The 25,725-nt window shown below is 69.2% G+C and carries 29 protein-coding genes and 1 pseudogene; 18 read left to right on the top strand and 12 right to left on the bottom strand.

The genetic code is table 11. The features are described 5' to 3' along the window. Positions 1–2: 2 nt before the first annotated feature. Together kynU and HSX43_RS07385 are read right to left on the bottom strand one after the other, a co-directional pair. Complete coding sequence (gene kynU / locus HSX43_RS07390; RefSeq protein ID WP_179379466.1) at positions 3–1,205, bottom strand: kynureninase; 1,203 nt, start codon at positions 1,203–1,205, stop codon at positions 3–5. Beyond that, a pseudogene (locus HSX43_RS07385) lies at positions 1,202–1,405 on the bottom strand (tryptophan 2,3-dioxygenase family protein); the annotation flags it as partial. The gene kynU and the pseudogene HSX43_RS07385, both read right to left, overlap by 4 nt. Positions 1,406–1,705: 300 nt before the next feature. Between HSX43_RS07385 and HSX43_RS07380 the strand changes: the two are divergent. After that, positions 1,706–1,942, top strand: coding sequence for an Lrp/AsnC family transcriptional regulator (locus HSX43_RS07380; RefSeq protein WP_179379465.1), 237 nt, complete (start codon positions 1,706–1,708; stop codon positions 1,940–1,942). Here the strand turns inward: HSX43_RS07380 and HSX43_RS07375 are convergent. From HSX43_RS07375 to HSX43_RS07340, 8 genes are all read right to left on the bottom strand, one after another. Further along, the gene (locus tag HSX43_RS07375; RefSeq protein WP_179379464.1) at positions 1,837–2,409 is read right to left on the bottom strand and encodes a hypothetical protein; all 573 of its coding nucleotides are present in this window, start codon (positions 2,407–2,409) and stop codon (positions 1,837–1,839) included. The two genes, HSX43_RS07380 and HSX43_RS07375, sit on opposite strands and share 106 nt — an antisense overlap. Before the next feature lie 14 nt (positions 2,410–2,423). Continuing rightward, entirely contained in the window at positions 2,424–3,200 is a 777-nt protein-coding gene (locus HSX43_RS07370; protein WP_179379463.1) for an enoyl-CoA hydratase-related protein, read from the bottom strand. Positions 3,201–3,260: 60 nt separating this feature from the next. Beyond that, entirely contained in the window at positions 3,261–3,770 is a 510-nt protein-coding gene (locus HSX43_RS07365) for a DUF2087 domain-containing protein (protein ID WP_179379462.1), read from the bottom strand. A 176-nt stretch (positions 3,771–3,946) separates the two neighbouring features. Further along, complete coding sequence (locus HSX43_RS07360; RefSeq protein WP_179379461.1) at positions 3,947–4,402, bottom strand: cytochrome c-type biogenesis protein; 456 nt, start codon at positions 4,400–4,402, stop codon at positions 3,947–3,949. After that, on the bottom strand, positions 4,399–6,369 hold the full coding sequence (locus HSX43_RS07355) for a heme lyase CcmF/NrfE family subunit (protein WP_179379460.1): 1,971 nt from the start codon (positions 6,367–6,369) through the stop codon (positions 4,399–4,401). The genes HSX43_RS07360 and HSX43_RS07355 overlap by 4 nt, the downstream gene beginning before the upstream one ends. Before the next feature lie 79 nt (positions 6,370–6,448). Then, positions 6,449–6,952, bottom strand: coding sequence for a holin family protein (locus HSX43_RS07350; RefSeq protein WP_179379459.1), 504 nt, complete (start codon positions 6,950–6,952; stop codon positions 6,449–6,451). Then, positions 6,943–7,554 (bottom strand): holin-associated N-acetylmuramidase, encoded by a 612-nt coding sequence (locus tag HSX43_RS07345; protein WP_179379458.1) that lies wholly within the window; start codon positions 7,552–7,554, stop codon positions 6,943–6,945. The genes HSX43_RS07350 and HSX43_RS07345 overlap by 10 nt, the downstream gene beginning before the upstream one ends. Before the next feature lie 65 nt (positions 7,555–7,619). Further along, the gene (locus tag HSX43_RS07340) at positions 7,620–8,822 is read right to left on the bottom strand and encodes a cytochrome b/b6 domain-containing protein (RefSeq protein WP_179379457.1); all 1,203 of its coding nucleotides are present in this window, start codon (positions 8,820–8,822) and stop codon (positions 7,620–7,622) included. 138 nt (positions 8,823–8,960) lie between these two features. On the opposite strand from HSX43_RS07340, the gene fabD reads away from it, so the two are divergent. The 15 genes from fabD (at position 8,961) to HSX43_RS07265 (ending at position 22,027) form a co-directional block, all read left to right on the top strand. Further along, positions 8,961–9,899: an ACP S-malonyltransferase gene (fabD, locus tag HSX43_RS07335; protein ID WP_179379456.1), complete on the top strand. Its 939-nt coding sequence runs from the start codon at positions 8,961–8,963 to the stop codon at positions 9,897–9,899. Between the two features lie 13 nt (positions 9,900–9,912). Continuing rightward, positions 9,913–10,650: a 3-oxoacyl-[acyl-carrier-protein] reductase gene (fabG, locus tag HSX43_RS07330; RefSeq protein ID WP_179379455.1), complete on the top strand. Its 738-nt coding sequence runs from the start codon at positions 9,913–9,915 to the stop codon at positions 10,648–10,650. A 267-nt stretch (positions 10,651–10,917) separates the two neighbouring features. After that, a complete protein-coding gene (locus tag HSX43_RS07325; protein ID WP_179379454.1) occupies positions 10,918–11,151 on the top strand; it encodes an acyl carrier protein in 234 nt (77 codons plus the stop codon). A gap of 219 nt (positions 11,152–11,370) precedes the next feature. After that, positions 11,371–12,180 (top strand): glutamate racemase, encoded by an 810-nt coding sequence (locus HSX43_RS07320; protein WP_179379453.1) that lies wholly within the window; start codon positions 11,371–11,373, stop codon positions 12,178–12,180. A 9-nt stretch (positions 12,181–12,189) separates the two neighbouring features. Next, positions 12,190–12,645: a cytochrome c maturation protein CcmE gene (gene ccmE, locus HSX43_RS07315; RefSeq protein WP_179379452.1), complete on the top strand. Its 456-nt coding sequence runs from the start codon at positions 12,190–12,192 to the stop codon at positions 12,643–12,645. 4 nt (positions 12,646–12,649) lie between these two features. Continuing rightward, positions 12,650–13,510 (top strand): DMT family transporter, encoded by an 861-nt coding sequence (locus tag HSX43_RS07310; protein ID WP_328795170.1) that lies wholly within the window; start codon positions 12,650–12,652, stop codon positions 13,508–13,510. A gap of 203 nt (positions 13,511–13,713) precedes the next feature. Continuing rightward, positions 13,714–14,850, top strand: coding sequence for an OmpP1/FadL family transporter (locus tag HSX43_RS07305; protein WP_179379451.1), 1,137 nt, complete (start codon positions 13,714–13,716; stop codon positions 14,848–14,850). Between the two features lie 112 nt (positions 14,851–14,962). Further along, positions 14,963–15,880, top strand: coding sequence for a DMT family transporter (locus tag HSX43_RS07300; RefSeq protein WP_179379450.1), 918 nt, complete (start codon positions 14,963–14,965; stop codon positions 15,878–15,880). Then, a complete protein-coding gene (locus tag HSX43_RS07295; RefSeq protein ID WP_179379449.1) occupies positions 15,877–16,731 on the top strand; it encodes an ATPase in 855 nt (284 codons plus the stop codon). The genes HSX43_RS07300 and HSX43_RS07295 overlap by 4 nt, the downstream gene beginning before the upstream one ends. 32 nt (positions 16,732–16,763) lie before the next feature. Beyond that, positions 16,764–17,681: a homoserine O-succinyltransferase gene (locus HSX43_RS07290; protein ID WP_179379448.1), complete on the top strand. Its 918-nt coding sequence runs from the start codon at positions 16,764–16,766 to the stop codon at positions 17,679–17,681. A 418-nt stretch (positions 17,682–18,099) separates the two neighbouring features. Then, positions 18,100–19,053, top strand: coding sequence for an alpha/beta fold hydrolase (locus tag HSX43_RS07285; protein ID WP_179379447.1), 954 nt, complete (start codon positions 18,100–18,102; stop codon positions 19,051–19,053). Next, a complete protein-coding gene (locus tag HSX43_RS07280; protein ID WP_179379446.1) occupies positions 19,046–19,870 on the top strand; it encodes a hypothetical protein in 825 nt (274 codons plus the stop codon). The genes HSX43_RS07285 and HSX43_RS07280 overlap by 8 nt, the downstream gene beginning before the upstream one ends. A 47-nt stretch (positions 19,871–19,917) precedes the next feature. Continuing rightward, positions 19,918–20,790, top strand: coding sequence for a polyphosphate kinase 2 (ppk2, locus tag HSX43_RS07275; protein ID WP_179379445.1), 873 nt, complete (start codon positions 19,918–19,920; stop codon positions 20,788–20,790). After that, positions 20,783–21,400 (top strand): TetR/AcrR family transcriptional regulator, encoded by a 618-nt coding sequence (locus HSX43_RS07270; protein WP_179379723.1) that lies wholly within the window; start codon positions 20,783–20,785, stop codon positions 21,398–21,400. Before ppk2 ends, HSX43_RS07270 begins: the two co-directional genes overlap by 8 nt. A 300-nt stretch (positions 21,401–21,700) precedes the next feature. Then, entirely contained in the window at positions 21,701–22,027 is a 327-nt protein-coding gene (locus HSX43_RS07265) for a hypothetical protein (RefSeq protein WP_179379444.1), read from the top strand. 57 nt (positions 22,028–22,084) lie between these two features. Here HSX43_RS07265 and xseA read toward each other — a convergent pair whose 3' ends face one another. Beyond that, positions 22,085–23,647 carry an exodeoxyribonuclease VII large subunit gene (gene xseA, locus HSX43_RS07260; protein WP_179379443.1) on the bottom strand — a complete coding sequence of 521 codons (1,563 nt, stop codon included), beginning with the start codon at positions 23,645–23,647 and terminating at the stop codon, positions 22,085–22,087. Between the two features lie 36 nt (positions 23,648–23,683). After that, positions 23,684–23,887, bottom strand: a complete 204-nt coding sequence (locus tag HSX43_RS07255; RefSeq protein WP_179379442.1) for a hypothetical protein — start codon at positions 23,885–23,887, stop codon at positions 23,684–23,686. A 132-nt stretch (positions 23,888–24,019) separates the two neighbouring features. On the opposite strand from HSX43_RS07255, the gene purD reads away from it, so the two are divergent. Both purD and HSX43_RS07245 read left to right on the top strand, forming a co-directional pair. After that, a complete protein-coding gene (purD, locus tag HSX43_RS07250; protein WP_179379441.1) occupies positions 24,020–25,279 on the top strand; it encodes a phosphoribosylamine--glycine ligase in 1,260 nt (419 codons plus the stop codon). Then, the gene (locus tag HSX43_RS07245) at positions 25,276–25,644 is read left to right on the top strand and encodes a DoxX family membrane protein (RefSeq protein ID WP_179379440.1); all 369 of its coding nucleotides are present in this window, start codon (positions 25,276–25,278) and stop codon (positions 25,642–25,644) included. The genes purD and HSX43_RS07245 overlap by 4 nt, the downstream gene beginning before the upstream one ends. The last annotated feature ends 81 nt before the right edge of the window (positions 25,645–25,725 follow it).

Raw genomic sequence — 25,725 nt, 5'->3', positions numbered from 1 at the left:
CCTCATGTCACGCGCCCCGTGCGCCTGTAGGCCGGGTCGTCCCAGAGGCGGTCGTCGAGAACCGCCTGCAGGATGTCGACCGCGCCGCGCACGTCGCCCGCGTCGATGTAGAGAGGCGTGAAGCCGAAACGCATGATGTCGGGCGCACGGAAGTCGCCCACGACACCGCGCGCGATCAGCGCCTGCATCGCGGCGTATCCGTGCTCGAAATGAAACGACACCTGGGAGCCGCGCATCGCGGCGTCGCGGGGGCTCGCGAGCGTCAGGGCCGGGCAGCGGGCCTCGACCTCGGCGATGAAGAGCTCGCAGAGCGCAACGCTGGCGGCGCGCAACTCCGCCATGTCGACGCCCTCCCAGACCTTCAGCGCCTCCTCCAGCGCCGTCATCTGAATGACTGGCGGCGTGCCGACGCGCATCCGCTCCACGCCGGTCGCGGGGCGGTAGCCGCGCTCGAAGGCGAAGGGCGCATCGTGGCCGAGCCAGCCCGCAAGCGCGGGCTCGATCTCGGGCGCGATGTCGGGGCGGACGTAGATGAAGGCCGGCGCGCCCGGACCGCCGTTGAGGTACTTGTAGGTGCAGCCGACCGCGAATTCGCAGCCCGAAGCGGCGACATCGACCGGCATGGCCCCGGCGCTGTGCGCCAGATCCCAGAGCATGACCGCCCCCGCCGCCTGTGCCCGCTTCGTCATCGAGGCCATGTCGTGCATCCGGCCGGTGCGGTAGTCGACCTGCGTGATCATGGCGACGGCCACGTCCTCGCCCAGCGCGTCCATCACCGCCTCGGCCTCCACGATGCGCAGCTCGTGCCCCTGCCCCAGCTGCGCGATGAGGCCCTGCGCCATGTAGAGATCGGAGGGGAAGTTGCCGCTGTCCGACAGTATCACCTTGCGATCCGGCCGCATCCGGACGGCAGCGGAAAGGGCCTGGTAGACCTTGATCGACAACGTGTCGCCCAGAACCACCGTCCCCGGCTCCGCGCCGATGAGCCGGCCCACGGTGTCGCCCACGCGCATGGGCTGGCCCATCCAGTCGTCGGCGTTCCACCCCCCGATGAGATGGCCACCCCATTCCTCGGCCATCATCCGCGCCACCCGGTCGCCCACGCCCTTCGGCAGAGGCCCGAGGGAGTTGCCGTCGAGGTAGATCACCCCCTCGGGCAAATCGAAGCGGTCCTTCATCGGCAGGGTCCGCGTGGTGTCCTTCATAGCTGCCCTCTCACATGCCAAAGCTCCGGGAAGAGCTCGACTTCCAGCATCCGGCGCAGGTAGCTGACCCCGGCAGTCCCGCCGGTGCCGCGCTTGAAACCGATGATGCGCTCGACCGTGGTGACGTGGTTGAACCGCCACCGCCGGGCATAGTCTTCGGGATCGGCGGGCTTCTCCGCAAGCACGTAGAACACCCGGTGTCACCAAAGTCTTCGCTGTCTCGAAACGCTGGTCGCTTCGAGCCGGCTCGACCGAATTTGACCCCGGACGTGACGAAGACTGCCACGTCAGCAGGGCGCAGGGGCAACACCTGCGTCTTTGACGACAGAAGACACGGATTCCGCAGGCGCTTGTCACCGTCGCGGATGGTGCGAGCGACGCTCGCGCCCTACAACCAGACGTGCCGGAGCGTCTTCGCCGACGTGCTCCCGAAGACGCCGACCGGCGAGATTCAGCGGTGCTCCCCAAGGCCCCGCGACCAAGACCTGAGGAGAGGCCCGATGCATTGCGTATTCGTCCAAGTGAAATGCCGCCCCGGCACCACCTACAAGGTGGCCGATGCGCTCGCCCTGCGGGAGTTCCACTCGGAGATGTATTCCACGAGCGGGCAGTTCGACCTGCTCCTGAAGATCTACGTTCCCGAGGGGGAGGACGTGGGCAAGTTCATCAACGACAAGTTCGAGGGCATCCCCGCCATCGAGCAGACCTTTACCACACCGACCTTCAAGGCCTTCTGAGCGCCCGGCAAGTCAGGCAAAAATCGCGGAATATAGCAGCGATACGGCCCCACGGCAGGGCTCTGGCCAAGACCTGCGCGAACGGGATCCCGGCGCAGGACGGTACGCTTCGCATTGGCGGCAAGATCGGCGGGACGGACGAAGAGGTGTTCGGGAGCCACGATTTCATCGGCCGGATGGATCAGGCCCTGCGCGTCACGCAGCTGATATGATTTGTGCGCGACAAGCGCAAATACCACGCGCGGTAGCGAGAGTACGAGGTCGACCGCCGCGTCCCCGGCCGGCACTTTTCCGCGATGTAGATTCTGGTCGTCGCCGGGCTGATCGAGACGACGGCGATGATCGGTATGGGGTGAGAGCGCCGGAGTGCGCTCCTTGCGCCGGTCATCGTCGGGCTTGACCCGGCCACCCTGCCAAACGGCATCCCCGGACCGGAAGTGGGAGATGGCCGGGTCGAGCCCGGCCATGACTGCCCTCCGCCCTAGCGGCCCTCGAATTTCGCGGCGCGTTTCTCGAGGAAGGCCATCACGCCCTCCTTGAAGTCGCGGGAGTGCCCGGCCTCGCCCTGCAGCTTGGCCTCGAAGGCGAGCTGCTGGTCGAGGTCGTTCTCGTAGGAGCCGCGGATCGCGCGTTTCACGTTCCGGTAGGCGAGCGACGGACCGGTCGCCAGATGCTGGGCCCGCTCCTGCCAGACGGCCTCGAAGCGATCGTCGGGCACCGCCTCCCAGATCATGCCCCAGTCGCTCGCCTGCTGCGCGCTGACCGGCTCGGCGAAGAGCGCGGCTCCCATGGCCTTCGCCATGCCCATCTGCCGCGGCAGCCAGTACGTGCCACCCGCATCCGGGATGAGGCCGATGCGCGTGAACGCCTGCAGGAAGACCGCGCTCTCGGTCGCGATCACGACGTCGCAGGCGAGCGCGAGATTCGCCCCCGCCCCCGCCGCCGGGCCGTTGACGGCGGCGATCGTCGGGATCTGGCAGTCGAAGATGGCCTTGAGCATCGGCTCGTACTCGTCGCGCAGCGTCCGCTCGAGATTGAGGTTGTTCACGTTCGCCCGGTCGCCGAGGTCCTGCCCCGAGCAGAAGGCCTTGCCCTTGCCAGTCATCACGAGGACGCGCGCGTCCGTCTCGGCCGTGCGCACCGCGTGCAGGATCTCGGCGCGCATCTGCGTCGAGAGCGCGTTCATCACCTCGGGGCGCTGCAGCGTCAGCACGGCGATGCCGTCGCGTGTGTTCAGGCGGATCGTCTCATAGTCCATGGGGGCCTCCATCGCTGCCGCGACCCTAGGCGGGGACGCGGCGCGACGAAAGAGCCAACCCTACGGCACGACGAGACGGATGAGCGCACGCTGCGTCGGGTCCGGTCGACGGTTCAGGCGGCGGTATTCGCTGCCGTCGAGCGTCCGCGTCAGCATCCCCTCGCCCACCATCTCGCGCCGGATGCCGGCGGCGTCGCGGAAGGTGCAGAGCTCGTGGATCTCCTCCGAGATCTCTCGCTCGTTGCGCACGCTCTTCGGGTCGAGCCGGGCCCAGATCGGCCAGAGGCAGAGCATCCGCAGGCTCCGCTTCGTCGGCCAGCCGGTGAAGCGGCCCGCACTGTCGAAGCGCGCGGCGGCCCGGCGCACGCGCGCCAGATCGGGCGGCGTCTCGGCCGGGGTCTCCGCCCAGCCGTGGGCGGCCTTCAGATGCTGAAAATTGCGGTACCCCGCCGCCCGCGCGACCGCGTTCAGCGTCGTCTGATGCGGCGTGTCCGGCGAGAGCTGGTTGCGCAGGCTGCGTGCAAACAGGCTCACGTCCTCGATCGTGATGGGGATTGCGTCCCTCGGCATGATGTCTCTCCTGCCGTCGTCGGGCCTTCGCATGGAAGGTCGGGGGGTCGCCCTTGCCCGTCTGACGACGGATCGGATGCACCGTGGATCGAAAGGATCGCGTGTCGATGGGCAGGTTCAGCTTGGGCGGATGCCCGGCGACGCCTCGGTGAACTGCGGACCGTGCGACGGCGCTATCAGCTTCGCGGCCCCTCGTCCAGAAGGGCCTTCAGCCGCGCCTCCTCCTCGGCGTCGAGCGTATCGACGTGGCCGCGTTGCCGCGTGATGGCGACGCCTGCCACCGCCCCGCCGAGCAGCAGAAGGACGAGCGGCGCGATCCAGAGGATCACGTTCGCCCCGCCCTTCGTCGGTTCCAGCAGGACGTATTCGCCATATCGGGCCACGAGGTAGTCGATGACCTCCGCGTCGGTGTCGCCCGCCGTCAGGCGCTCGCGCACGAGGACGCGCAGCTCCCGCGCCAGCTCCGCCGTGCTCTCGTCGATCGATTCGTTGCGGCAGACGAGGCAGCGCAGATCCTGCGACAGCGCCCGCGCCCGCGCTTCGAGTGCCGGGTCGTCGAGCTCCTCCCCGGGTTCGACCGCATGGGCGGGCAAGGCCATCAGCAGGGAAAGTGCCGGCGCCAGTATCCTCATTCCGCGGGCACCCCCTGCGGCATCTTGCGGCGTGCGCCGGCGGCGACCCGGTAGCGCCGGTCCGAGAGAGAGACGAGCCCGCCGAGCGCCATGATGATCGACCCGCCCCAGATCCAGTTGGCGAAGGGCTTGATGTAGACCCGGACCGTCCAGCCGCCGCCCGTCTGCGCATCGCCGATCACGGCGTAGACGTCGCGCGCCACGCCGCTGTCGATGCCGGCCTCGGTCGTGGGCATCTGCGCAACCGGATAGACGCGCTTCTCGGGGTAGAGATGGCCGATCTCGGCGCCGTCCTCCCAGGCGGTGAGGTCGGCGCGCGTGGCGAAGTAGTTCGGTCCCTGCACGCGGGTGACGTCGTTGAGCACCACCTCGTAGCGTCCGATCGTCAGCCGGTCGCCGATGTCGAGGACGGCGATCTCCTCCTGCTCCCAGGCGGTCAGGGCAGCGACGCCGAAGATGGTGACGCCGAGCCCGCCGTGCGCGAGCGCCTTGCCCCAATCGGCCCCCGGAAGCCGTGTCACGCGGCCGAGCCGGTCCGACCAGCGGCCGCGCCCGGTGCGCAGCGCGAGGTCCACGATCGCGCCCGCGACGAGCCAGACGCCGAGCCCCGCGCCGAGCGGCCCGCCGAGCGACCGCCCCGTCTGCATCGCCCAGACGAGCCCCGCTACGGCGAGCGCGAGCAAGAGCGCCGGCAGCAGATTGCGCAGCACCCGGCCCCGGCCCCGCTTCCACGGCAGGATCGCGCCCACCGGCAGGAGCGCGGCCAGCGCGATGACGAAGGGCGTGAAGGCCGCGTCGAAGAACGGCGGGCCGACCGAGAGCGTCCGGTCGAAGAGGAGGTCCGCGACCAACGGCCAGATGGTGCCGATGAAGACTACAAAGCAGCTGACCGCAAGGAGGAGGTTGTTGACCACGAGCGCGGATTCGCGGCTGACGACGCCGAAGACACCCTTGGCCTGCATCACGGGCGCGCGCAGCGCATAGAGAAGGAGCGCGCCACCGGTGAAGAACCCGAGGATCATCAGGATGAAGACGCCGCGCTCCGGATCGTTGGCGAAGGCGTGGACGGAGGTCAGCACGCCCGAGCGCACGATGAAGGTGCCCACGAGCGAAAAGCCGAAGGCGAGGATGGCGAGCAGGATGGTCCAGGCCTTCAGCGCCTCGCGCTTCTCGACGACGATGGCCGAATGCAGGAGCGCGGCGGCGATGAGCCAGGGCATGAACGAGGCGTTCTCTACCGGATCCCAGAACCAGAACCCGCCCCAGCCGAGCTCGTAGTAGGCCCACCACGAGCCGAGCCCGATCCCGATCGTCAGGAAGAGCCAGGCCGCCAGCGTCCAGGGCCTTACCCAGCGACCCCAGGCGGCATCGACGCGTCCCTCGATCAGGGCGGCGACGGCGAAGCTGAACGCCATCGAGAGGCCGACGTAGCCGAGGTAGAGAAACGGCGGATGGAAGGCGAGGCCCGGATCCTGCAGAAGGGGGTTGAGGTCCTCTCCGTTGAAGGGCGGCGTCTCCAGACGGATGAACGGATTCGAGGTGAAGAGGATGAAGGCGTAGAAGGCGACACCGACACTCGCCTGCACGCCGAGGACGCGCGCGCGCAGTGTCGCCGGAAGCTGTCCGCCGAACCAGGCCGCCGCCGCCCCGAAGAGCGCGAGGATCAGCACCCAGAGGAGGAGCGACCCCTCGTGGTTTCCCCAGACGCCCGAGATCTTGTAGAGCATCGGCTTGTCGGTGTGCGAGTTCAGCACCACGAGACGCAGCGAGAAGTCGGACATCACGAAGGCATAGGTCAGCGCCGCAAAACTGAAGGCGACGAGGGCGACCTGTGCCGTCGCTGCCGGCGAGGCGACGGCCATCCAGCCGCTCCAGCCCTTCCAGGCCCCGATGAGGGGCACGACGGTCTGCACGATCGCGACGGCGAAGGCCACGATCAGGGCGAAATGTCCAAGCTCTACGATCATGCCCCCGGTCTACTCCACACGCCCCCCCGCGCCAATGGGGCGCGGCGCGGGGTCGCGGGCCGTACGGGTCACATCAGCGTCAGTCGCGTGCCTCGCTCCAGGCGCGCAAGGCGGCGTTATCCTCGGAACCTTCCCCGTCGCTGGCGTGCCAGGCGGAATGGACGGGCTCGGGTCGCGGAGCCGCCCGCCGGACGCGCACGTAGTGCAGCTCCCGCGCGCCGAAGTAGAAGCCGACGATCGCACCCAACAGCCACCAGAGCGGATCGGGCACGAAGGCGAGTCCCTCCATGCGCGCGGAAAACCCCAGCGGGTCGACCATCGCGTAGACGAAAAGCCCCAGCGTCCCCATGGCCAGCATCGGGCGCGGCAAACGGTTCAGCCCATCCACCACCCGGTCGAAGACCCCGCGCTTCGGCAGGGCGAACTCGTCGCCGAGCTGCTCGAGCGCCGCGCGCTGCGCCGCATGGCCGAGCCGCTGCCCCTCGGTCGCGTTCGGATGGAAGACCTCGGCGATCCCCTGTGCCGCGCGCCCCAGCGTCTCGACCGCGCCGGCCCCGCGGGTGAGCCCGCCGATCACGCCCACTTCGCCACCCGCGCGCGGTGCTGCGCCTCCGTCAGGTGGAAGCGCGGCGAGATGAACTCCTCCGCGCGGTTGATCCAGCCGCCCTTCCCGCCATCGCGGCGGCGCGCGTACTTGCGCGACGAGGGTCGCCGGTCGGCCAGCGCGTAGTACCAGTTGCGCCGTGCGATCCCGTAGGCATCGGCCAGATGCGCGGGGGCCTCGGCGGCTGCCTGCCGCGCGGCCGCGGCCGTCTCGGGCCCGATCCGTCCGTCGACCGTGACCTGTCGGCCCATGCGCCGGAGAAGCCGCTGTAGGATCTTCACCGCATTCGCGCCCGCGTTGACCTGCATATCGAAGACCGACGGCTGCAGCGCCTCGGGCAGCAGGTGGATACGCGGTTTCCGGAAGTAGTGATCGACGAAGATGTCGATCGCCCGGTCGCGGTCGAGCGCGCGCACGTCGGCGGTATCGACATCTCCGTCCCCATCGAGGTCGAGGCCGAGGCGACGCATCGTGTGGATCGTGACACCATGGTTGGTGGCCCCGCCCGGATCGTCGGGGTCGTTGACGTACCCGCCCTCGCGGGCGACGATTTCTTCTGCGATGGCGCGAACCGACTGCATGGTCCGACCCTCCCATGCTCGGTTGCGTGAGCGACGGAAGGTCGGGGCGAACGGTTAACGGCAGGTTACTCGGCGCGGACCGCCGTGAGCGCCACGTCCATCGTCACGCCGAATCCCACGCTCGATTCGTCGGGGTAGGCCGTCTCGCCCATCCCGAAGTCGCGCCGGTCGAGCCCGGCGGTGGCCGTCATCTCGGCCCGCCCGTCGGTCAGGTCGAGCGTGAAGGGCAGCGTGAGCGGCACCTCGACCCCGCGCAGCGTCAACGTACCGTCGGCGACATAGGCGTCCCCCTCGGGGCGCAACTCGGCCACGTAGGTCGCGGTCGGATGCTCGCCAGCGGCCAGGAATTCCGCGCCCGTCGCCTGATCCGTGACCGAGCCGAGCGTGAGCGAGCCGGTCGCCACCGAGACCTCGACCGTTCCGTTCGTGTCGTCGGCACGGGGCTCCGGGTCGAAGTCGATGGCCGCCTGCCAGTCGGCGAAGCTGCCGGTCACGGGCGTCCCGAGCTGCGTCACGGTGATCGAGAGCGTCCCCTCCTCCACCGTCCAGTTCGAGACGCCTGCGACCTCGGCCGTGCCCGTCGCCGCCGCCTCCCGGGACGGCACGAGCGCGAGCCCGACGCCCAGCGTCGCCAGCCAGACCGCGACGGCTCCGACGAGCGGCAGAAGATGGCTCCGCGCCGCCGACAGGGGCCCGGGGTCGGCCCCCTTCCACATCCGGGCGAAAGTCAGATCGCGGTCGAGGATGACATGCTTCAAGGTGCCGACAATGTGCAGGACGAGCGCGCCGACGAGCACCTTGACGAAGGTCGTGTGCAGCACGCCCAGCACCTTCGACAGCACAGCATCCGGCCCGAGGCCCGGCAAACCCTGCCCGAAGGGCCACCAGATCGGCGCGAAGCCCTCTGCCGTGGCGTGATGCGCCCAGCCCAGGAGGGGCACGATCACCAGCGAGCCGTAGAGCAGCCAATGCACGAGCGCGGCTAGCATCGCCTCCGCCCCGCCGTGGAGCGGGCGCGGACGCGGCTGGCTCAAGGCCCAGAGGATCCGCGCGAGCGCGACGAAGAAAATCGCCACGCCGACCGTCTTGTGGAATGAAAACAGCCAGGCCTTCCGTGCGAGCGCGGCGTCGGTGTCGAAGGGCGCGTCGTAGGCAAGCCTGCCGAGCACGAGCGCCGTCGCGATCAGAAGGGCGATCGCCCAGTGGAACCCGCGCTCGACCCAACCATAGGTCGAGAGGGTATTGGTCGCTTCGGTGCGTCGGGTCACGGGCGGTCTCCGTCTTGATCCGGTCAGAGCGTAGCACCTCGGTGCGCGCGCACCATCGGGGAATTGCGCACAGGACCCGTGCGGGCTTCACAGGGCCCGGCCGCGTCGTTAGACCGGCCCGAAACCAAGGGGGATCCGATGACCAGAGCTTTCGTCTTTCCCGGCCAGGGTGCCCAGACCATCGGCATGGGCCGCGATCTGGCCGACGCCTATCCGGCCGCCCGGGCCGTCTTCGAGGAGGTCGACGCCGCCCTGGGCGAAAAGCTGTCGGACCTGATCTGGTCGGGCGAGGCCGAGACGCTGACGCTCACGGCCAATGCCCAGCCCGCGCTCATGGCGACCTCCATCGCCGCCCTCCGCGCGCTCGAAGCCGAGGGGATCACGGTCGAGGGTCACGCGGCCTATGTCGCCGGGCATTCCCTCGGCGAATACTCCGCCCTCGTCGCCGCCGGATCGCTCAGCCTGTCGGACGCCGCGCGCCTCCTGCGGATCCGGGGCGAGGCGATGCAGAGTGCTGTTCCCGTGGGCGTCGGCGCGATGGCCGCGCTCCTCGGGCTCGGGTTCGAGGATGCACAGGCGGTGGCCGAAGAGGCCGCGGGTGACGAGATCTGCCAGGCCGCGAACGACAACGATCCCTCGCAGGTCGTCGTCTCTGGCCATAAGGCGGCTGTGGAACGCGCGCTCGACATCGCCAAGGCGAAGGGCGCGAAGCGCGCCATGCTTCTCCCGGTCTCGGCCCCTTTCCACTGCGATCTGATGGAGCCTGCGGCGGCCGCCATGGCCCGTGCGCTCGACGACGTGGCGATCGCGGCCCCCTCGGTGCCGCTCGTGGCCAACGTCACCGCCCGGCCGGTCACCGACCCGGACGTCATCCGCAGCCTGCTGGTCGATCAGGTCACCGGCTCCGTCCGCTGGCGCGAGAGCGTGGGCGAGATGGCGAACCTCGGCGTGACCGAGATCTGGGAGATCGGGGCGGGCAAGGCGCTCTCGGGCATGATCCGCCGCATCGACAAATCCGTCGCCACCCGCGCGGTGGGCACGCCCGCTGACGTCAACGCGGCGAAAGACGCACTTTAAGAAAGGCCCATAGATGTTTGACCTGAATGGAAAAGCCGCTCTCGTCACCGGAGCGTCCGGCGGCATCGGGGCCGAGATCGCCCGCGCGCTCCACGCACAGGGCGCGACCGTCGGCCTCTCGGGCACGCGGGAGGATCCGCTGCAGGCACTCGCGGGGGAACTCGGCGAGCGCGCCCACGTGCTGCCCTGTAATCTCGGCGACGCCGACGCCGTGACCGCCCTCCCGAAGGAGGCCGCGGCCGCGATGGGCAGCGTCGACATCCTCGTCAACAACGCGGGCATCACCCGCGACAACCTCTTCATGCGCATGTCCGAGGAGGAATGGGCCGATGTCCTGAACGTGAACCTCACCTCCGCCTTCCGGCTCTCGAAAGGCGTATTGCGGGGCATGATGAAGGCCCGCTGGGGCCGCATCATCAACATCAGCTCCATCGTGGGCGCGACGGGCAACCCCGGCCAGGGCAACTACGCCGCGTCCAAGGCCGGCATGGTTGGGATGGCGAAGTCGCTGGCCTACGAGGTGGCAAGCCGGAACATCACGGTCAATACCGTGGCACCGGGCTTCATCGCGACGCCGATGACCGAGAAGCTCACCGACGACCAGAAGGCCAAGATCAACGAACAGATCCCCGCCGGTCGCATGGGTACCCCGGCCGAGATCGCCGCCGCCTGCACCTATCTCGCCTCCGAGGAGGCGGGCTACGTCACCGGCGCGACGCTGCATGTGAACGGTGGCATGGCGATGCTCTGACCTTGCCTCGCCGAAACGTTATTTTCCGCCTTCTCAACACCTTCCCGCCCGTTCTTCGGCACCACAGGCAAGCCCCCGCCGCCGCCCGGCGGGGAGGCGCGAACGGGTCCGGCATCCGGACCACAAAGGATTTGCCATCGGAGTCCCCCGTGATATAGGCGGCGCACGCGAGCGGGGGCTCCCGCAGCCCGGACATCGGGCAGCCCGGCATGGGGCCACGGCCATGCACAATCGCCCGGATGGGCCACGAGATGATGAGGTAGAGATATGAGCGATATCGAGGATCGCGTCCGCAAGAAGGTCGTCGAGCACCTTGGCGTCGAAGAGGACAAGGTGACCGAGAACGCGTCGTTCATCGACGATCTGGGGGCCGACTCGCTCGACACGGTCGAGCTCGTCATGGCCTTCGAGGAAGAGTTCGGGATCGAGATCCCCGACGACGCGGCCGAGTCGATCCAGACGTTCGGCGACGCCGTCAACTTCATCAAGTCCAACTCCTGATCCGACCCGGATCGTCGGTTGACAGGTTTCGAAGGGCGCCCCGCGGGGCGCCTTTTTGTTTTCGGCTCGCCGTTCGCGAGGTCTGTCGGCGGTTTTTGCGCCGCGGCGTCCGGGCCCGATGGACCTCCCCCGATGTGGGTCGTATGGCTGGGCCGTGCGACACCGCCCCGGGCGGATCGCGGTTGATCTGCGTCTGATGGCGACGGAAGGATAGGCGACATGAGCGTGGGCATCTTCGACAGCGGCCTCGGCGGCCTGACGATCTGGGATGCCGTCACGCGTGCTCTGCCCGAGCTTACCGTCACCTACTACGGCGACAATGCCCACGCGCCATACGGTGTGCGCGAGATGGACGACATCCATGCGCTGACGAACCGCGCCGTGCACGACATGTGGGACAAGGGCTGCGACCTCGTGGTGCTCGCGTGCAACACCGCCTCGGCAGCCGCCCTGCGCCGGATGCAGGAGGCCGGGGTGCCCGAGGGCAAGCGCGTTCTCGGCGTCTTCGTTCCGCTGATCGAGGCGCTGACCGAGCGCAACTGGGGCGACAATTCCCCCCCGCGGGAAGTCGACGTGCAGCAGGTCGCGCTCTTCGCGACCCCCGCCACGGTGGCGAGCCGCGCGTTCCAGCGCGAGCTCGCCTTCCGCGCGATCGGCGTCGATGTGGAGGCGCAGGCCTGCGCCGGCGTCGTCGACGCGATCGAGGACGGCGACATGATCCTGGCCGAGGCCCTCGTGCGCAGTCACGTCGATGCGCTCCGCCGCAAGATGCCCGCGCCCCAGGCGGCGGTGCTGGGCTGCACGCATTACCCCCTCGTACAGGAGGCCTTCCAGCGCGCTCTCGGCGACAAAGTGAAGCTCTTCAGCCAGGCCGACGTTGTGGCCGCCAGCCTCAGCGACTATCTTGCCCGCAGGCCCGAGATGGCCCGCGGGGGCGCGGCCCGGATGTTCACCACCGGCGACCCCGAGACTGTCTCGGCCCGGGCGACCCAGTTCCTGCGCCGCCCCCTGACGTTCGAAGCCGCCTGAGGGATCGAGATGCGTTCCTTGAAAAAGACCCGCCGCATCCAGATCATCGCGCTGGCCGCCCTGGCGCTCGCCGGGTCCAGCGCGCTGATGATCTACGCCTCGCAGGACAGCTTCAATTTCTTCCGCTCTCCCTCAGAGGTGGCGGCCACCCCGCCGCCCCCGAACGAGACCTTCCGGATCGGCGGCCTCGTCGAGGACGGCAGCCTCGTGCGCGGCGAAGGCACGGCGATCACCTTCCGCGTGACCGACGGCGGGGCCTCGATCCCGGTGAGCTATACCGGCGTCCTGCCCGATCTCTTCGGCGAGGGTGAGGGCATGGTCGGCACCGGGCGCTTCGACGGCGAGGTCTTCGCCGCGACGGAGATCCTCGCGCGCCACGACGAGACCTACATGCCCAAGGAGGTCATCGAGGCGCTCAAGGACCAGGGCACCTACGTGGACCCGGACGCGACGCCCGAAAGCTGACCGCGTGACGCCCGAGACCATGCGCGCCGCCGTCTGGATGATCGGCAGCGTCCTCAGCTTCACCTCCATGGCGGTCGCGGGCCGCGTCGTCTCCACCGACCTCGACACCTTCGAGATCATGCTGTTCCGCTCCTGCGTCGGCGTCGTCGTGGTCCTGACCCTCGCCTTCGGAACGGGCCGCTGGCGCGAGATCACGACGCGCAACCTGCCGCTGCAGGTGGTGCGCAACATCACCCATTTCACCGGGCAGAACCTCTGGTTCCTCGCCATCACGCTCGCGCCGCTCGCTCAGGTCTTCGCGGTGGAATTCACCTCGCCGCTCTGGGTTCTGCTTCTCGCGCCGCTCATCCTGGGCGAGCGGGTGCGCCCGGTTCAGCTCGCCGTCGCCGCCATCGGCTTCGCCGGCGTGCTGCTGGTGGCGCAGCCCTTCTCCGGGAACGTGTCCATCGGCCTTCTCTGGGGCGGGCTCGCGGCGGTCTTTTTCGCGCTGACGAACCTGCTGACGCGGCGGCTGACGCGCGACGAGACCGTCACCGGCATCCTGTTCTGGCTGACCACGCTACAACTTCTCTTCGGCCTTGCCTGCGCGGGCTACGACGGCGACATCGCCCTGCCCACGGCCGCAACACTGCCGTGGGTCGTGATCATCGGCCTTGCCGGTCTCTGCGCGCATTGGTGCCTGACGAATGCTCTCAGCCTCGCCCCGGCCTCGACGGTCATGCCGATCGACTTCGCCCGCCTGCCGCTCATCGCGGTGATCGGCGCGCTCTTCTTCGCCGAGGCGCTCGACCCGCTCGTCCTTCTCGGCGGGGCGATCGTCTTCGGCGCGGCCTGGGCGAATCTGCGCCTCGCCCGCGCCGTCTGACCCGGGGCAGAACGGCGAATTGTTGCCGAGTTGCCGCAATTCGACCGGGTCCACTGGCAAAACAATCCGTGACGTAGGGTCCGATTTGACCGGATCGGTCCTATTCCCCAAGGCTCGAGACAGGACAGGCGCCCGGTCGGAGGAGGATCGCGGCGACGGCTGACATCGGCTCACACTCAGGGCCCACAAGGGAAGACAGCACAATGAACCGTTTCACGCTTGCCGCAGTGGCAACGATCGTCGGCACTGGCAGTGCCATGGCCGGCGGGCTCGACCGCTCCGGCCAGAACATCAACCTTCTGTTTGAAGAGGGCAACATCGCCGAGCTGACCTTCGGCTATGTCGCGCCCGATCTGTCCGGCGACGACGGTCCGCTGGCCGGTCCGCTGGCCGGGCGCTCGTCGGGCGACGCGGCCGGCAACTACTTCCAGGGCGCGCTCGGCTACAAGCAGGACATCAACGACCGGCTGTCTTTCGCGGTCATCGTCGATCAGCCCTATGGCGCGAACATCGCCTACCCGGCCTTTGTCCCGCCGGCCGGCGGCGGCAGCGCCCTCCTCGGCGGAACCACAGCGACGCTGGACTCGAGCTCGGTCACCGGCCTGCTGCGCTACAAGTTCAACGACCGCTTCAGCGTCCACGGCGGCATCCGCGCCCAGCAGATTAACGCCAGCGTCGACCTGCGCGGTGGCGGCTACGGCCCACTCAACGGCTATTCGGCCGACCTCGACGGCGACACGGCCTTCGGCTTCCAGATTGGCGGTGCCTACGAAATCCCGGAGATCGCGCTACGGATCGCGGTAACCTACTTCTCCGAGATCGACCACGATTTCGACACGCAGGAGAACATTGTCCCGGGCGTGACCTCCAACACCGAGGTGACGACGCCCGAGGCGGTCAACATCTCCTTCCAGACGGGTATCGCGAAGGACACGCTGCTCTTCGCCTCGTTCCGCTACGCCGATTACAGCGTCGTACAGGTCACGCCGACGCAGTTCGGAATCAACACCGGCGGGGCCAGCCTGACGAACATCGACGATGCGCGCGACTATACCATCGGCATCGGCCGCCGCTTCAACGACAAGTTCGCGGGCTCCGTCACGCTGAACTACTCGGACGGCGGGGCGGACGACCAGGTGTCGCCGCTGGCCCCGTCGAACGGCAGCTACGGCATCACGATCGGCGGTTCCTACCAGGTCAATCCGAACATCAAGCTCTCGGGCGGCGTCAACTACACCCGCATCGGCGATGCCGTGCCCACTGTCGCCGGTAACGAACTGTCCGACTTCGAAGACAATTCGGCGGTCGGTGTGGGCTTCAAGATCGGCTACACCTTCTGATCCTTCCGCACCGCACAGCACCACCGAGCGCCCCGCCCCGACCGGCGGGGCGCTTCGCGTTTGGCGCATGTTCCGGGTAGCGCGCAGGCACGACAATGCCTAGCCCTGCCCCATGAGCACCCGCGACATCCCCAACACGGCCTGGGCCGGCCTCGCCCTCCTCTCCCTCATCTGGGGCGGCAGCTTCCTCGCGATCCGCACCGCGCTCGACGAAATCCCCTTCGTCACCTCCGTCGCCTGGCGTGTGGGCGTCGCGGCGCTGGTCCTCTGGGTCTACGTCGCCCTCCGTCGTCTGCCCCTGCCGCGGGAGCCGCAGCTCTGGGGCGCGCTTCTGGTCATGGGCGTGCTCAACAACGTTCTGCCCTTCTCGCTCATGGCCTGGGGTCAGCTCTATGTGGAGACGGGGCTCACCTCGATCCTGAACGCGGGGACGGCGGTGTTCGGCGTCCTCGTCGCCGCGCTCCTTCTCTCGGACGAGCGGCTGACGCTGCGCCGCGCGGCCGGGGTCGGCATCGGCTTCTTCGGGGTCGCCACGGCGATCGGTCTCGAGAACCTGACAACGCTCGACCTGCGCTCGCTCGCACAGCTCGCCATCGTCGCGGGGACGCTCTCCTATGCCTTCGCGGCCGTCTGGGGGCGGCTCCGGCTGCAGGGCCTCGCCCCGCAGGTCGCGGCCGCCGGAATGCTGACGGGGTCTAGCCTCGTGATGGTGCCCGCGGCACTTCTCCTCGACGGCTTCGTCCTCCCGCGGGCCCCCACGACCTGGCTCGCCATCGGCTACTACGCGGTGATCGCGACGGCTGTGGCCTACCTGCTCTATTTCCGCGTCCTCGCCCGCGCCGGGAGCGGCAACACCATGCTCTGCACCCTCGGCATTCCACCGGTCGCGATCCTGCTCGGGGCCTGGGTGAGGGACGAGGTGCTCTCGCCCAACGTCTACCTGGGCTTCGCTCTGCTCGCCCTCGGCCTCGCGCTGATCGACGGGCGGATATTGCGCGTCTTCCGGGGCCGCGCTACGCCCGGTCCATGATCTACGACAGCCCCGAGGCCTGGCAGCAGGCGACGTCCAAGCGCATCTCCCTCTTCGGCATGTCCGGGCTGGGGAAGACCCACATCAGCCAGATCCTGCGCGAGGGCGGAGAGTGGTTCCACTACTCGATCGACTACCGCATCGGCACCGGCTACCTCGGCGAGCATATCAACGACGACCTGAAGCGGCACGCGATGAAGGTGCCCTATCTGGCCCGTCTGCTGAAGACCGACAGCCTCTCGCTGCGGCCCAATATCACCTTCGAGAACCTCTCGCCGCTCTCCGCCTACCTCGGACAGCCCGGGAACACGGCCAAAGGGGGGCTTCCCTTCGCCGAGTACGCCCGCCGGCAGGAGCTGCACCACCGGGCGGAGGTCAATTCGCTCCTCGATACGCCGCATTTCATCGAACGCGCGCGCGAGATCTACGGCTACGACAACTTCGTCTGCGACACCGGCGGCTCCACCTGCGAAGTCGTCGACCCGGACGATCCGGACGATCCGGTGATGCAGACGCTCGCGGCGCACACGCTCCCGGTCTGGATCGAGGGCACGCCCGATCACGTCGAGACCCTCGTGGCGCGCTTCGCGAAGGCCCCGAAGCCCATGTGCTACCGTCCCGCGTTCCTCAATGCGATGTGGGACGCCCATGGCGGCGGCGACGTCGACCCGAACGCCTTCGCTACCGCGACCTACCGCGATGCGATCACGGCGCGGCATCCGCGCTACGCCGCGATGGCCCGCAACTGGGGCATCACCGTGCAGGCGGCCGACGTCGCCACCGTCCGCGATGCCGCCGATGTGATGGCACTGGTGGCGGACGGCATTGGCAAAGCCCGGCGCAGCGCCTAACTCAGGTCTTCCCGAGAGCCCGGACCGACACGATGCCCATCACCCTGCCCCGCGACCTGCCCGCCTACGACGTTCTAGACGGCGAGGGCGTCATGGTCATGTCCGAGGATGCGGCCACGCGGCAGGACATCCGGCCCCTGCGCATCGGGCTCCTGAACCTCATGCCCATGAAGATCACGACCGAGACGCAGTTCGCGCGGTTGATCGGGGCCACGCCGTTGCAGATCGACCTGACGCTCATCCGCATGTCCGAGCATCAGTCGAAACACACCTCGCCCGCCCACATGGAGGAGTTCTACCGCCCTTTCCAGGCGGTGAAGAACCAGAAGTTCGACGGCTTCATCATCACCGGCTCCCCGATCGAGCACCTCCCCTTCGAGGAGGTGACGTATTGGGACGAGCTGCGCGAGATCATGGACTGGACGCAGACGAACGTGCACATGACCTTCGGCGTCTGCTGGGGCGGCATGGCGATGGCCTGGCACTTCCACGGGGTCGAGAAACATCTCCTGCCGCAGAAGCACTTCGGCTGCTTCCGCATCCGGAACGAAGACCCGGCCTCGCCCTACCTGCGCGGCTTCTCCGACGATTGCGTCATCCCCGTCTCCCGCTGGACGGAGGTGCGCCGCGACGCGGTGGAAGCGGCCGGCATGAAGGTCCTGCTCGGGAGCGACGAGACCGGACCCTGCCTCATCGAGGACGTCTCCCATCGCGCGATCCACATCTTCAACCACTTCGAATACGACAGCGACACGCTGCAGCGCGAATACGAGCGCGACGTGGCGAACGGCACGCCGATCAACGTGCCCGGCAACTACTACCCCGACGACGACCCCGCGCGCCGGCCGCTCAACCGCTGGCGCAGCCACGCGCATCTGCTCTACGGCAACTGGATCAACGAGATCTACCAGACGACCCATTTCGACATGGAGATGATCGGCCGCGCGTGAAGATCGCCACCGTCGCTTCCCGCGCACCGCACCCGGCCGCTTCTTCCCCGGGCCGCCGCCGGACGCCCGCCGTCCGTTCCGCGGCAGCATCCCGGTCGAGCTGCCGACCGTCATGCTGCTCGACGGAACGCCGGACGACGCAGCCATCGCCAGCGCCCGGACCGCACGGATCGCCGATCACCTGCGCGCCGCCGTTCCGCGGCCTGCCGGCCGACAAAGGCGGGGACAGGCGCATCCGGGATGCCGCCGGCGACCCCCTTCGCTCTGCGGATTTCGACCCGGGAGGCGCAACCACGCCGATCTCTTCGATCGCAGGCTGGCGGGCGCAGGCGCTTGTCCTACCTTTTCGACCGGAACGTTATACGCTGGAATGGGTGGATCCGGGGCCGCCCCTGCCGCCGACCACCGACGAGACAAAATGATAAAGCCCTTCTTCGCCGGTGCCGGCGCCACCCTCGGAACCCTGGCCCTGCACGGCCGCGCCGCCGCCCGCGAAGCCGCCTTCGAGGCCGCCTTCCCTCCCGAGGGCCGGATCCTCGACGTCGGCGGCGTGCCCGTCCATGCCGTCGTGCGCGGCACCGGACCCGATCTCGTGATGATCCATGGGGCCTCGGGCAACGCCCGCGATTTCACCTTCGACCTGATGGGCCGGCTCGCCGGACGCTACCGCTGCATCGCCTTCGACCGGCCCGGCCTCGGCTACACCGGACACACCTACGCGCGCTACGGCGCGCGCTTCGGCTCGGCGGCGGAAACCCCGGCGGAACAGGCCGCCCTCCTCGCCGCTGCCTATGCCCGCGTCGGCCGCGGCGCGCCCCTCGTCCTCGGGCACAGCTTCGGCGGGACCATCGCCCTGGCCTGGGGTCTCGACCACGCGGCGCGCGGGCTTGTCCTGCTCGGGGCGGCCTCGAACATCTGGGAGGGCGGGCTCGGGCCGCTCTACGCGCTCAACGCCTCCGCTCCGGGCGGCGCGCTGGCCGTGCCGCTGCTGACCGCGACGGTCTCGGAGGCGCGCCTGCGCCGGATCACCGCCGCGATCTTCGCGCCGGATCCGATCCCGGAGGGTTATTTCGCCCATGTCGGCGCGCAGCTGACCCTGCGGCGCGACAGCCTGCGCACGAACGCGCGGCAAGTGAACGGCCTGAAACCGCACATCGCCGAGATGGAAAGACGCTACGCCACGCTCGACCTCCCGATCGAGATCGTCCACGGCACCGCCGATACCATCGTGCCCGCCGACATTCACGCCAAGGTTCTCATCGACATGCTGCCGCACGGACGGCTGACGCTGCTCGACGGTGTCGGCCATATGCCCCACCACGCCGCGCCCGCACCCGTGATCGCCGCCATCGACCGGCTGCGGGATGCGTAGGCGCACGCGCCGGACGCTTCTCGGGTTCTTCCTGCCGCTCCTCCTCGGCTGGCCCACACATGCGGAGGCCGCGCCGCCGCCGGCCAAGGTCGAGCGCCTGATCTGCGTTCTCCTCCACCGGGAGTTCGAGCCCTATGCCCCGGGTCTCGCCCCAGAAGGCAGGATCCCCGCCGCCGCGCGTGCCGCAGAGGAAGTCGCCCGCGCCGCCCTCGGGTCCATGGATCTCGACGAGCGACGCCTCGTCTGGAACCGCAACTGCGCCGGCGCACCGGGACGCGACAACTGGGCCACGCTCTACGTGGCCCGCGACACGCTCATCCTACGGGTCGAAGACGGGATGCTGCGCGTGCTGGGTGAGATCGGCCCCGACTTCGTGCCCCGGCTGCGTGCGGCCCTCGACGCCGCACCGGCCGTCACCACGATCGGCCTCGCCAGCCCGGGCGGCAACATCGCCGCCGCGTTCGACGCCGCCGAGCTGATCCACGCGCGTCGGCTCGATACCACGCTCGTCGGCAACTGCGCCTCGGCCTGTGCTTTCGTCTTTCTCGGCGGTCGGGCGCGCACGCTGCCCGACGGGTCATGGCGGCTCGGCTTTCATCAGGCGGCCTGGCCCGACGGCACCGCGATCTCGTTCATGAATCTCATCCAGCTGCGCATGTTCGCGGGTGTCGGCGCGCGGGGCGTCGACGCGATCGAGGTGATGCGGTGGATCAACGGCACGCCACCCGACGCGATGTTCTATCCCGACCGTGCCGCGCTCTGCACCGCGGGCATCGCGCCGGTTCCGGGCTGCGGGCTCAAGGGCCCGGGCCGTTGACGCGCGGCCTCCGGCCTGCACAATCGCCGCCCAACAAGGAGACAGCGATGCCCAAGCCCTTCGATGCCGCCATCACCTGTTATTTCGAGGACGAGGCCCCCGCGGCGATCCGCGAGGCGATCGAGGGGGGCGACAAGAACGACGTCATCATGGACGCCTATCCCTACGACGACCGCATGGAGAAGGATCGCTATAAGGCGGAACTGGCTGCCCTTCAGATCGAGCTCGTCAAATGCCAGTCGTGGGTGCGGGACAACGGCGCGCGGGTGGTCGTGGTCTTCGAGGGGCGCGATGCGGCCGGCAAGGGCGGGACGATCAAGCGCTTCCGCGAGAACCTGAGCGCCCGCATCGCGCGGGTCGTCGCCCTGTCGAAGCCGACCGAGACGGAAGCCGGCCAGTGGTACTTCCAGCGCTACGTCGCCCAGTTGCCGACGGCCGGGCAGTTCGCGCTCTTCGACCGATCCTGGTACAATCGCGCGGTCGTCGAACATGTCTTCGGTTTCTGCAGCGAGGATCAGCGCGAACACTTCTTCCACCAGCTGCCCGCCTTCGAGGATATGCTCGTCGACGATGGCGTCATCCTCGTGAAGCTCTGGCTCAACGTCGGCCGGGCCGAGCAACTGCGCCGCTTCCTCGCCCGCGAAAGCGATCCGCTCAAGCAGTGGAAGCTCTCGGCGATCGACGTGAAGGGCCTCGCCAAGTGGGATGCCTACACCGCCGCCATCGGCGAGACCTTCGAACGGAGCCACACCGCGGTCGCGCCCTGGACGGTGGTGCGCTCCGACGACAAGCGCCGCGCGCGGCTGGGCGCGATCCGCTCCGTGCTGACCCGGATCCCCTATGCCGGGCGCGACGACAGCGCACTCGACATCGACCCGAAGATCGCGGGCGGGCCCGAGCTTTGGCTTGCCGGTGCCTAAACGCGGCTACCACCACGGCAACCTGCGCCAGGCGCTCGTGGATGCCGCCCTCTCGCTCATCACCGAGAAGGGGCCGACGGGCTTCACTCTCTCGGAGGCCGCGAAACTCGCCGGGGTGACGCCCGCGGCCGTCTATCGGCATTTCGAGGGCCGCGAGGATCTGATCGTCGAATGCGCGCTGCAGGGGCACGAGATCTTCGCCGACCTGATGGAATTCGCCTACAAGGGCGGCCAGCCTTCGGCCCTTGCCGCCTTCGAGGCCACGGGCCGCGCCTACCTCGCCTTCGCGCGGAAGTATCCCGGGCATTACATGGCGATGTTCGAGTCGGGCCTGAGCCGTCATGCGACCCCCGAACTCAGCCGCGCCGTCGGCCGTTCCCGCGGGATCCTCGAAATGGCGGCCGAGGCCCTCTCCCGCCATATCCCCGAAGACCGCCGCCCTCCGGCGACGATGTTCTCGTCGCACATCTGGGCCATGTCCCACGGCGTCGTGGAGCTCTTCGCGCGCGGGAACCCGGGCGGCAATGCGCCCTTCCCGCCCGAAGACCTGCTCGAGGCGGGCATCGGGATCTATCTGCGCGGGCTGGGACTGGTGAAACCCGATTCCTGACCACCCGCCTTCCCCCGCCTCTCATCCGAGTATTTGGAAAGCGCAGAAGGCCGGTTTGTTTCAAATCGTCCGCGGTTTTCACGCCGGCGGGAGAATGGGATCGCGGGCCGTGAGGGCGGTGCGGACGGGGGTAAGCTCTGTGCATGAGTGCACGCATTTTGCGCGATTCTCACGCGTCCGTTCATTGAAGGTGATGAACCCCGCCCGTAAATCTCTCACATCGGCAGGGCACACCGCCCCGCACACCCCAACCGGACCCGCCGCAACCACAGGGTCCACCGCATCAAAAGGACCAAGACCATGAAAACCCTCATCGCTTCCGCCCTCGTCGCCACCGCCGCCCTCGCCGCGCCGGCCGCGGCCCAGGTCGCCCAAGGCCCCGCCGCCGCGATCGCCCACTTCAACGCCGACTTCGACACCCAGGACGGCATCCGCGTGCTCAAGTCGGACGGCAACGGCGTCACCGTCTCGACCCGCTCGGGCGCGGCCTTCGGCCTCTTCAACGGCCAGGCCGACAGCCAGGACGGCGTCCGCGGGCTGAACGGCGCGACGGCCTATTCGGGCGCGCCCAGCGTCGGCGGCGACATCTTCGACCGCATCCGCGCCGAGAGCGCCGAAGGCGAGTAAGCCGCACTCAAAACTTGAACGGCCCCGCCCCGGCGGGGTCGTTCGCATTTCGAGGGGTCAGAAAAGGCTGCCCTGATCGGGCGGCGACGCCTTCGGGCCCTTGCGGGCACCGCGCGGGGCAGAACCGTCGGTCACCGCATCGAGCCGCTTGCGCCCCGCGAACTCGAGCGTCACGCGCCCCGCGGCCTGCGCGCCCGCGTGATCGAGCACAGCGTCGTCCGGCCCCCGCACCAGCACGTAGCCGCGATCGAGCGTCCGCTCGAAACTGAGGCTCTGCAGGAGACGGTCCAGCGCATCGAGTCGCGTGCGGAGTTGGCCCTGCCGCGCTCCGGCCCCGCGTGCGAGTTGCGCAAAACCGGCTTGCGCGGCCCGGCGTCCACGCTCGACGGCCCGCACCAGCGGTTCCGGGCGGAGACGGTCGGCCAGCCGTCGCGTCTCTCTCTCCCGCATCGCGAGCGCCCGGCCGACCGCAGGCCCGAGCCGGACCACGGCCTCCGCTAGCCGACGCCGCCCTTCAGTGAGACGCCCCCCGAGTGCCCCAGGCGTCACCCGTCCCTCCAGCCGCGAGAGCCGCACCCGGGCCTGCCCGGTGCGATTGCGCAGCGCCATCGGCAGGCGTTCCGCCGCGAGATCAAGCCGCTGCCGCGGACCGGCCAGCACCGCATCCGCCCGCGGCAGCCCGCGTGACAGATCGGCGAGCCGCTGCCCCTTGCCCGCCACGAGCGCCCGCGCGGCACGGGCCTGACGCAGGCCCAGCTGATCCACGTGCGCCATCAGGTCGAGCCGTACCGGCACCGCCATCTCGGCCGCCGCGGTGGGCGTGGGCGCACGGCGGTCGGCGGCATGGTCGATGAGCGTCGTATCCGTTTCGTGCCCCACGGCCGAGATGAGGGGGATCGCGCTGTCGGCGGCGGCGCGCACGACGATCTCCTCGTTGAAGCCCCAGAGATCCTCGATCGACCCGCCGCCCCGCGCCACGATCAGGAGATCCGGCCGCGGCAGCGCGCCACCCGGCGTCAGCGCATTGAACCCCCGGATCGCGTTGGCGACCTCAGGCGCGCTCGCCTTGCCCTGGACCGCGACGGGCCAGATCAGCACCTTTGACGGGAAGCGGTCGCGCAGGCGATGCAGGATGTCGCGGATGACGGCCCCCTGCGGCGAGGTCACGACGCCGATCACCCGCGGGAGGAACGGCAGCGCCTTCTTGCGCGACGGCTCGAAGAGACCCTCGGCGGCGAGCGCCGCGCGCCGTTTCTCGAGCATCGCCATGAGCGCGCCGGCCCCGGCGACCTCCATCGCGTCGACGTTGAGGTTGTATTTCGACTGTGCGCCGAAGGCCGAGAGCTTGCCGGTCACGACGACTTCCATCCCCTCCTCCGGCTCGACCGAGAGCTGGGCGATCTGCCCTTTCCAGGTCGTGCAGGCGAGAACGTTCCGATCGTCCTTGATGTCGTAGTAGAGATGCCCGGAGCGGGCGCGAAAGATACGCCCGATCTCTCCCTTCACACGGACCCGGCCGAAGCGGTCCTCCAGCGTGCGCTTCACCGCGCCCGAAATCTCGGAGACGGTGTATTCGGCCTCGTTGCGGCGGGGGCTCGGCTCGTCGATCAGATCGTCCATGCCCCACTTCTAGCCGCCGCCGCCACGGCCCGCCAGTCAGCCGTCGCCGCAGTCCGAGCAGCAGGTGCTGCAGGCGATCACGCTGTCGAAGGCGTCCTGCGCGCGGCCGAGCGCGGTGTCGCACTGCGCCGCCTCGCCGAGCGCCTTGCGCTTGTCGTCGTTCGGGAGGAACTGGCAGCTCTCGGCGTGCATCACGTGGCTCCCGTCGTCGCGGGTTTCCGTGTTGACGTAATACTTCATCGGTTTCTCCCGTTGCAGGTCTCGCACCTCAACGCGTCACGGGCACCCCGGGGTCCACCTCGGGCCGACAGCCGCTTGTTCTCGCCCCCCGGCGACCCTAAACCCCGGATGCGGCAAGAACAGGGGCACGACATGAACATCCTGATCCTCGGGTCCGGCGGGCGCGAACACGCCCTCGCCTGGGCGGTGCAGCAGAACCCGAAGTGCGACCGCCTCGTCGTCGCCCCGGGCAACGCGGGCATCGCGCAGATCGCGGAGTGCGCCGCGCTCGACATCCTCGACGGGGCGGCCGTCGCGGGCTTCGCCGACGAGGAGAGCATCGACTTCGTGATCGTCGGCCCCGAGGCCCCGCTCGCCGCGGGTGTTTCGGATGCGCTGACGGCCGCCGGGATCGCCGTCTTCGGGCCCTCGGCCGCGGCCGCGAAACTCGAGGCCTCGAAGGCCTTCACCAAGGAAATCTGCGATGCCGTCGGGGCCCCGACCGCCGCCTACGGCCGGTTCGACGATCTGGACGCGGCGCGCGCCTACCTCGCCGACCGCCCGCTGCCCATCGTCATCAAGGCCGACGGTCTCGCGGCGGGCAAGGGCGTGACCGTCGCCGCGACGCCCGAGGAGGCCGAAGGCGCGCTGACCGACATCTTCTCGGGCGTCCACGGGACGGCGGAGGTCGTCATCGAGGATTTCCTGCGCGGCGAGGAGGCGAGCTTCTTCTGCCTCGTCGACGGCGAGACCGTCCTGCCCATCGGGACCGCGCAGGACCACAAGCGCGTCGGCGACGGCGACACCGGGCCGAACACCGGCGGCATGGGGGCCTATTCGCCCGCGCCGGTGATGACGGCGGCGGTCGAGACCCGCGCACTGGAGGAGATCGTGCGCCCGACGATGGCCGAGATGGCGCGCCGTGGCACGCCCATGCGCGGTGTCCTCTTCGTCGGGCTGATGATCGAGGACGGCGCACCGAGCCTCGTGGAATACAACGTCCGCTTCGGCGATCCCGAATGCCAGTGTCTGATGATGCGGCTCGGCGGGCAGGCGCTCGACCTGATGCTCGCCTGCGCCGAGGGCCGGCTGGACGCAGCGCAGGTGCATTGGGCCGAGGATCACGCGATCTGCGTCGTCATGGCCGCGCGCGGTTATCCGGGGGCGTATGAGAAGGGCAGCGTGATCTCTGGCCTCGATGCCCTGCCCCGCGACAGCCGCAACATGGTGTTTCACGCCGGGACCGCGCGCGCCGAGGGCCGCACGGTCGCCGCCGGCGGTCGCGTCCTCGGTGTCACCGCCCGTGGCGACGCGCTGGCCGAGGCGCAGACCCGTGCCTACGCGATGGTCGACGCGATCGATTGGGAAGACGGCTTCTGTCGCCGCGACATCGGCTGGCGCGCCCTATCGTGACATGGCGCGGCCCGGCCCTTCTGGGCGCGCGCATCCTGATCGCCGCGCTCTTTGCGGCCGGAGCGGTTCAGAAGGCGGTCAATCCCGAAGCGGCACAGGCCCTTCTCGAGGGGGCGGGATTGCCCGGCGTCCTCGTCTGGCCGGCGCTTGCCTTCAACGCCGCCACAGCGCTCGCACTGCTCGCGAACTGGCGCGTCGCCCCGGTGGCACTCGCCCTCGCCGCCTATTGCGCGGTCACGAGTGTCTTCCACCTGATCCCCTCGGATCCATGGCAGATGTCGATCTTCGTCAAGAACTGGGCCATCGCGGGCGGCTGCCTCGCGCTTGCGGTGGCCGGTGCTGAACCCACCCGCTCCGGGCGCTGAAATCGGGCCCTTTCTTCACGCGCCGGTGTTCATGCGATCACGAGACGTGAGGGCGGTGCGCGCCTGTCGTTTTGATGTGCG

Source organism: Jannaschia marina (assembly GCF_013404595.1).
GTDB lineage: Bacteria > Pseudomonadota > Alphaproteobacteria > Rhodobacterales > Rhodobacteraceae > Jannaschia > Jannaschia marina.
Note: the sequence above shows the minus strand (reverse complement) of the source record. Positions and strands in the feature narration are given on the sequence as shown.

Bases quoted from the DNA above. Each gene is read 5' to 3' on its own strand.
- kynU (WP_179379466.1), bottom strand. From the start codon at position 1,205: ATGAAGGACACCACGCGGACCCTGCCGATGAAGGACCGCTTCGATTTG.
- HSX43_RS07380 (WP_179379465.1), top strand. From the start codon at position 1,706: ATGCATTGCGTATTCGTCCAAGTGAAATGCCGCCCCGGCACCACCTAC.
- HSX43_RS07375 (WP_179379464.1), bottom strand. From the start codon at position 2,409: ATGGCCGGGCTCGACCCGGCCATCTCCCACTTCCGGTCCGGGGATGCC.
- HSX43_RS07370 (WP_179379463.1), bottom strand. From the start codon at position 3,200: ATGGACTATGAGACGATCCGCCTGAACACACGCGACGGCATCGCCGTG.
- HSX43_RS07365 (WP_179379462.1), bottom strand. From the start codon at position 3,770: ATGCCGAGGGACGCAATCCCCATCACGATCGAGGACGTGAGCCTGTTT.
- HSX43_RS07360 (WP_179379461.1), bottom strand. From the start codon at position 4,402: ATGAGGATACTGGCGCCGGCACTTTCCCTGCTGATGGCCTTGCCCGCC.
- HSX43_RS07355 (WP_179379460.1), bottom strand. From the start codon at position 6,369: ATGATCGTAGAGCTTGGACATTTCGCCCTGATCGTGGCCTTCGCCGTC.
- HSX43_RS07345 (WP_179379458.1), bottom strand. From the start codon at position 7,554: ATGCAGTCGGTTCGCGCCATCGCAGAAGAAATCGTCGCCCGCGAGGGC.
- fabD (WP_179379456.1), top strand. From the start codon at position 8,961: ATGACCAGAGCTTTCGTCTTTCCCGGCCAGGGTGCCCAGACCATCGGC.
- fabG (WP_179379455.1), top strand. From the start codon at position 9,913: ATGTTTGACCTGAATGGAAAAGCCGCTCTCGTCACCGGAGCGTCCGGC.
- HSX43_RS07325 (WP_179379454.1), top strand. From the start codon at position 10,918: ATGAGCGATATCGAGGATCGCGTCCGCAAGAAGGTCGTCGAGCACCTT.
- HSX43_RS07320 (WP_179379453.1), top strand. From the start codon at position 11,371: ATGAGCGTGGGCATCTTCGACAGCGGCCTCGGCGGCCTGACGATCTGG.
- ccmE (WP_179379452.1), top strand. From the start codon at position 12,190: ATGCGTTCCTTGAAAAAGACCCGCCGCATCCAGATCATCGCGCTGGCC.
- HSX43_RS07305 (WP_179379451.1), top strand. From the start codon at position 13,714: ATGAACCGTTTCACGCTTGCCGCAGTGGCAACGATCGTCGGCACTGGC.
- HSX43_RS07300 (WP_179379450.1), top strand. From the start codon at position 14,963: ATGAGCACCCGCGACATCCCCAACACGGCCTGGGCCGGCCTCGCCCTC.
- HSX43_RS07295 (WP_179379449.1), top strand. From the start codon at position 15,877: ATGATCTACGACAGCCCCGAGGCCTGGCAGCAGGCGACGTCCAAGCGC.
- HSX43_RS07290 (WP_179379448.1), top strand. From the start codon at position 16,764: ATGCCCATCACCCTGCCCCGCGACCTGCCCGCCTACGACGTTCTAGAC.
- HSX43_RS07285 (WP_179379447.1), top strand. From the start codon at position 18,100: ATGATAAAGCCCTTCTTCGCCGGTGCCGGCGCCACCCTCGGAACCCTG.
- HSX43_RS07280 (WP_179379446.1), top strand. From the start codon at position 19,046: ATGCGTAGGCGCACGCGCCGGACGCTTCTCGGGTTCTTCCTGCCGCTC.
- ppk2 (WP_179379445.1), top strand. From the start codon at position 19,918: ATGCCCAAGCCCTTCGATGCCGCCATCACCTGTTATTTCGAGGACGAG.
- HSX43_RS07265 (WP_179379444.1), top strand. From the start codon at position 21,701: ATGAAAACCCTCATCGCTTCCGCCCTCGTCGCCACCGCCGCCCTCGCC.
- xseA (WP_179379443.1), bottom strand. From the start codon at position 23,647: ATGGACGATCTGATCGACGAGCCGAGCCCCCGCCGCAACGAGGCCGAA.
- HSX43_RS07255 (WP_179379442.1), bottom strand. From the start codon at position 23,887: ATGAAGTATTACGTCAACACGGAAACCCGCGACGACGGGAGCCACGTG.
- purD (WP_179379441.1), top strand. From the start codon at position 24,020: ATGAACATCCTGATCCTCGGGTCCGGCGGGCGCGAACACGCCCTCGCC.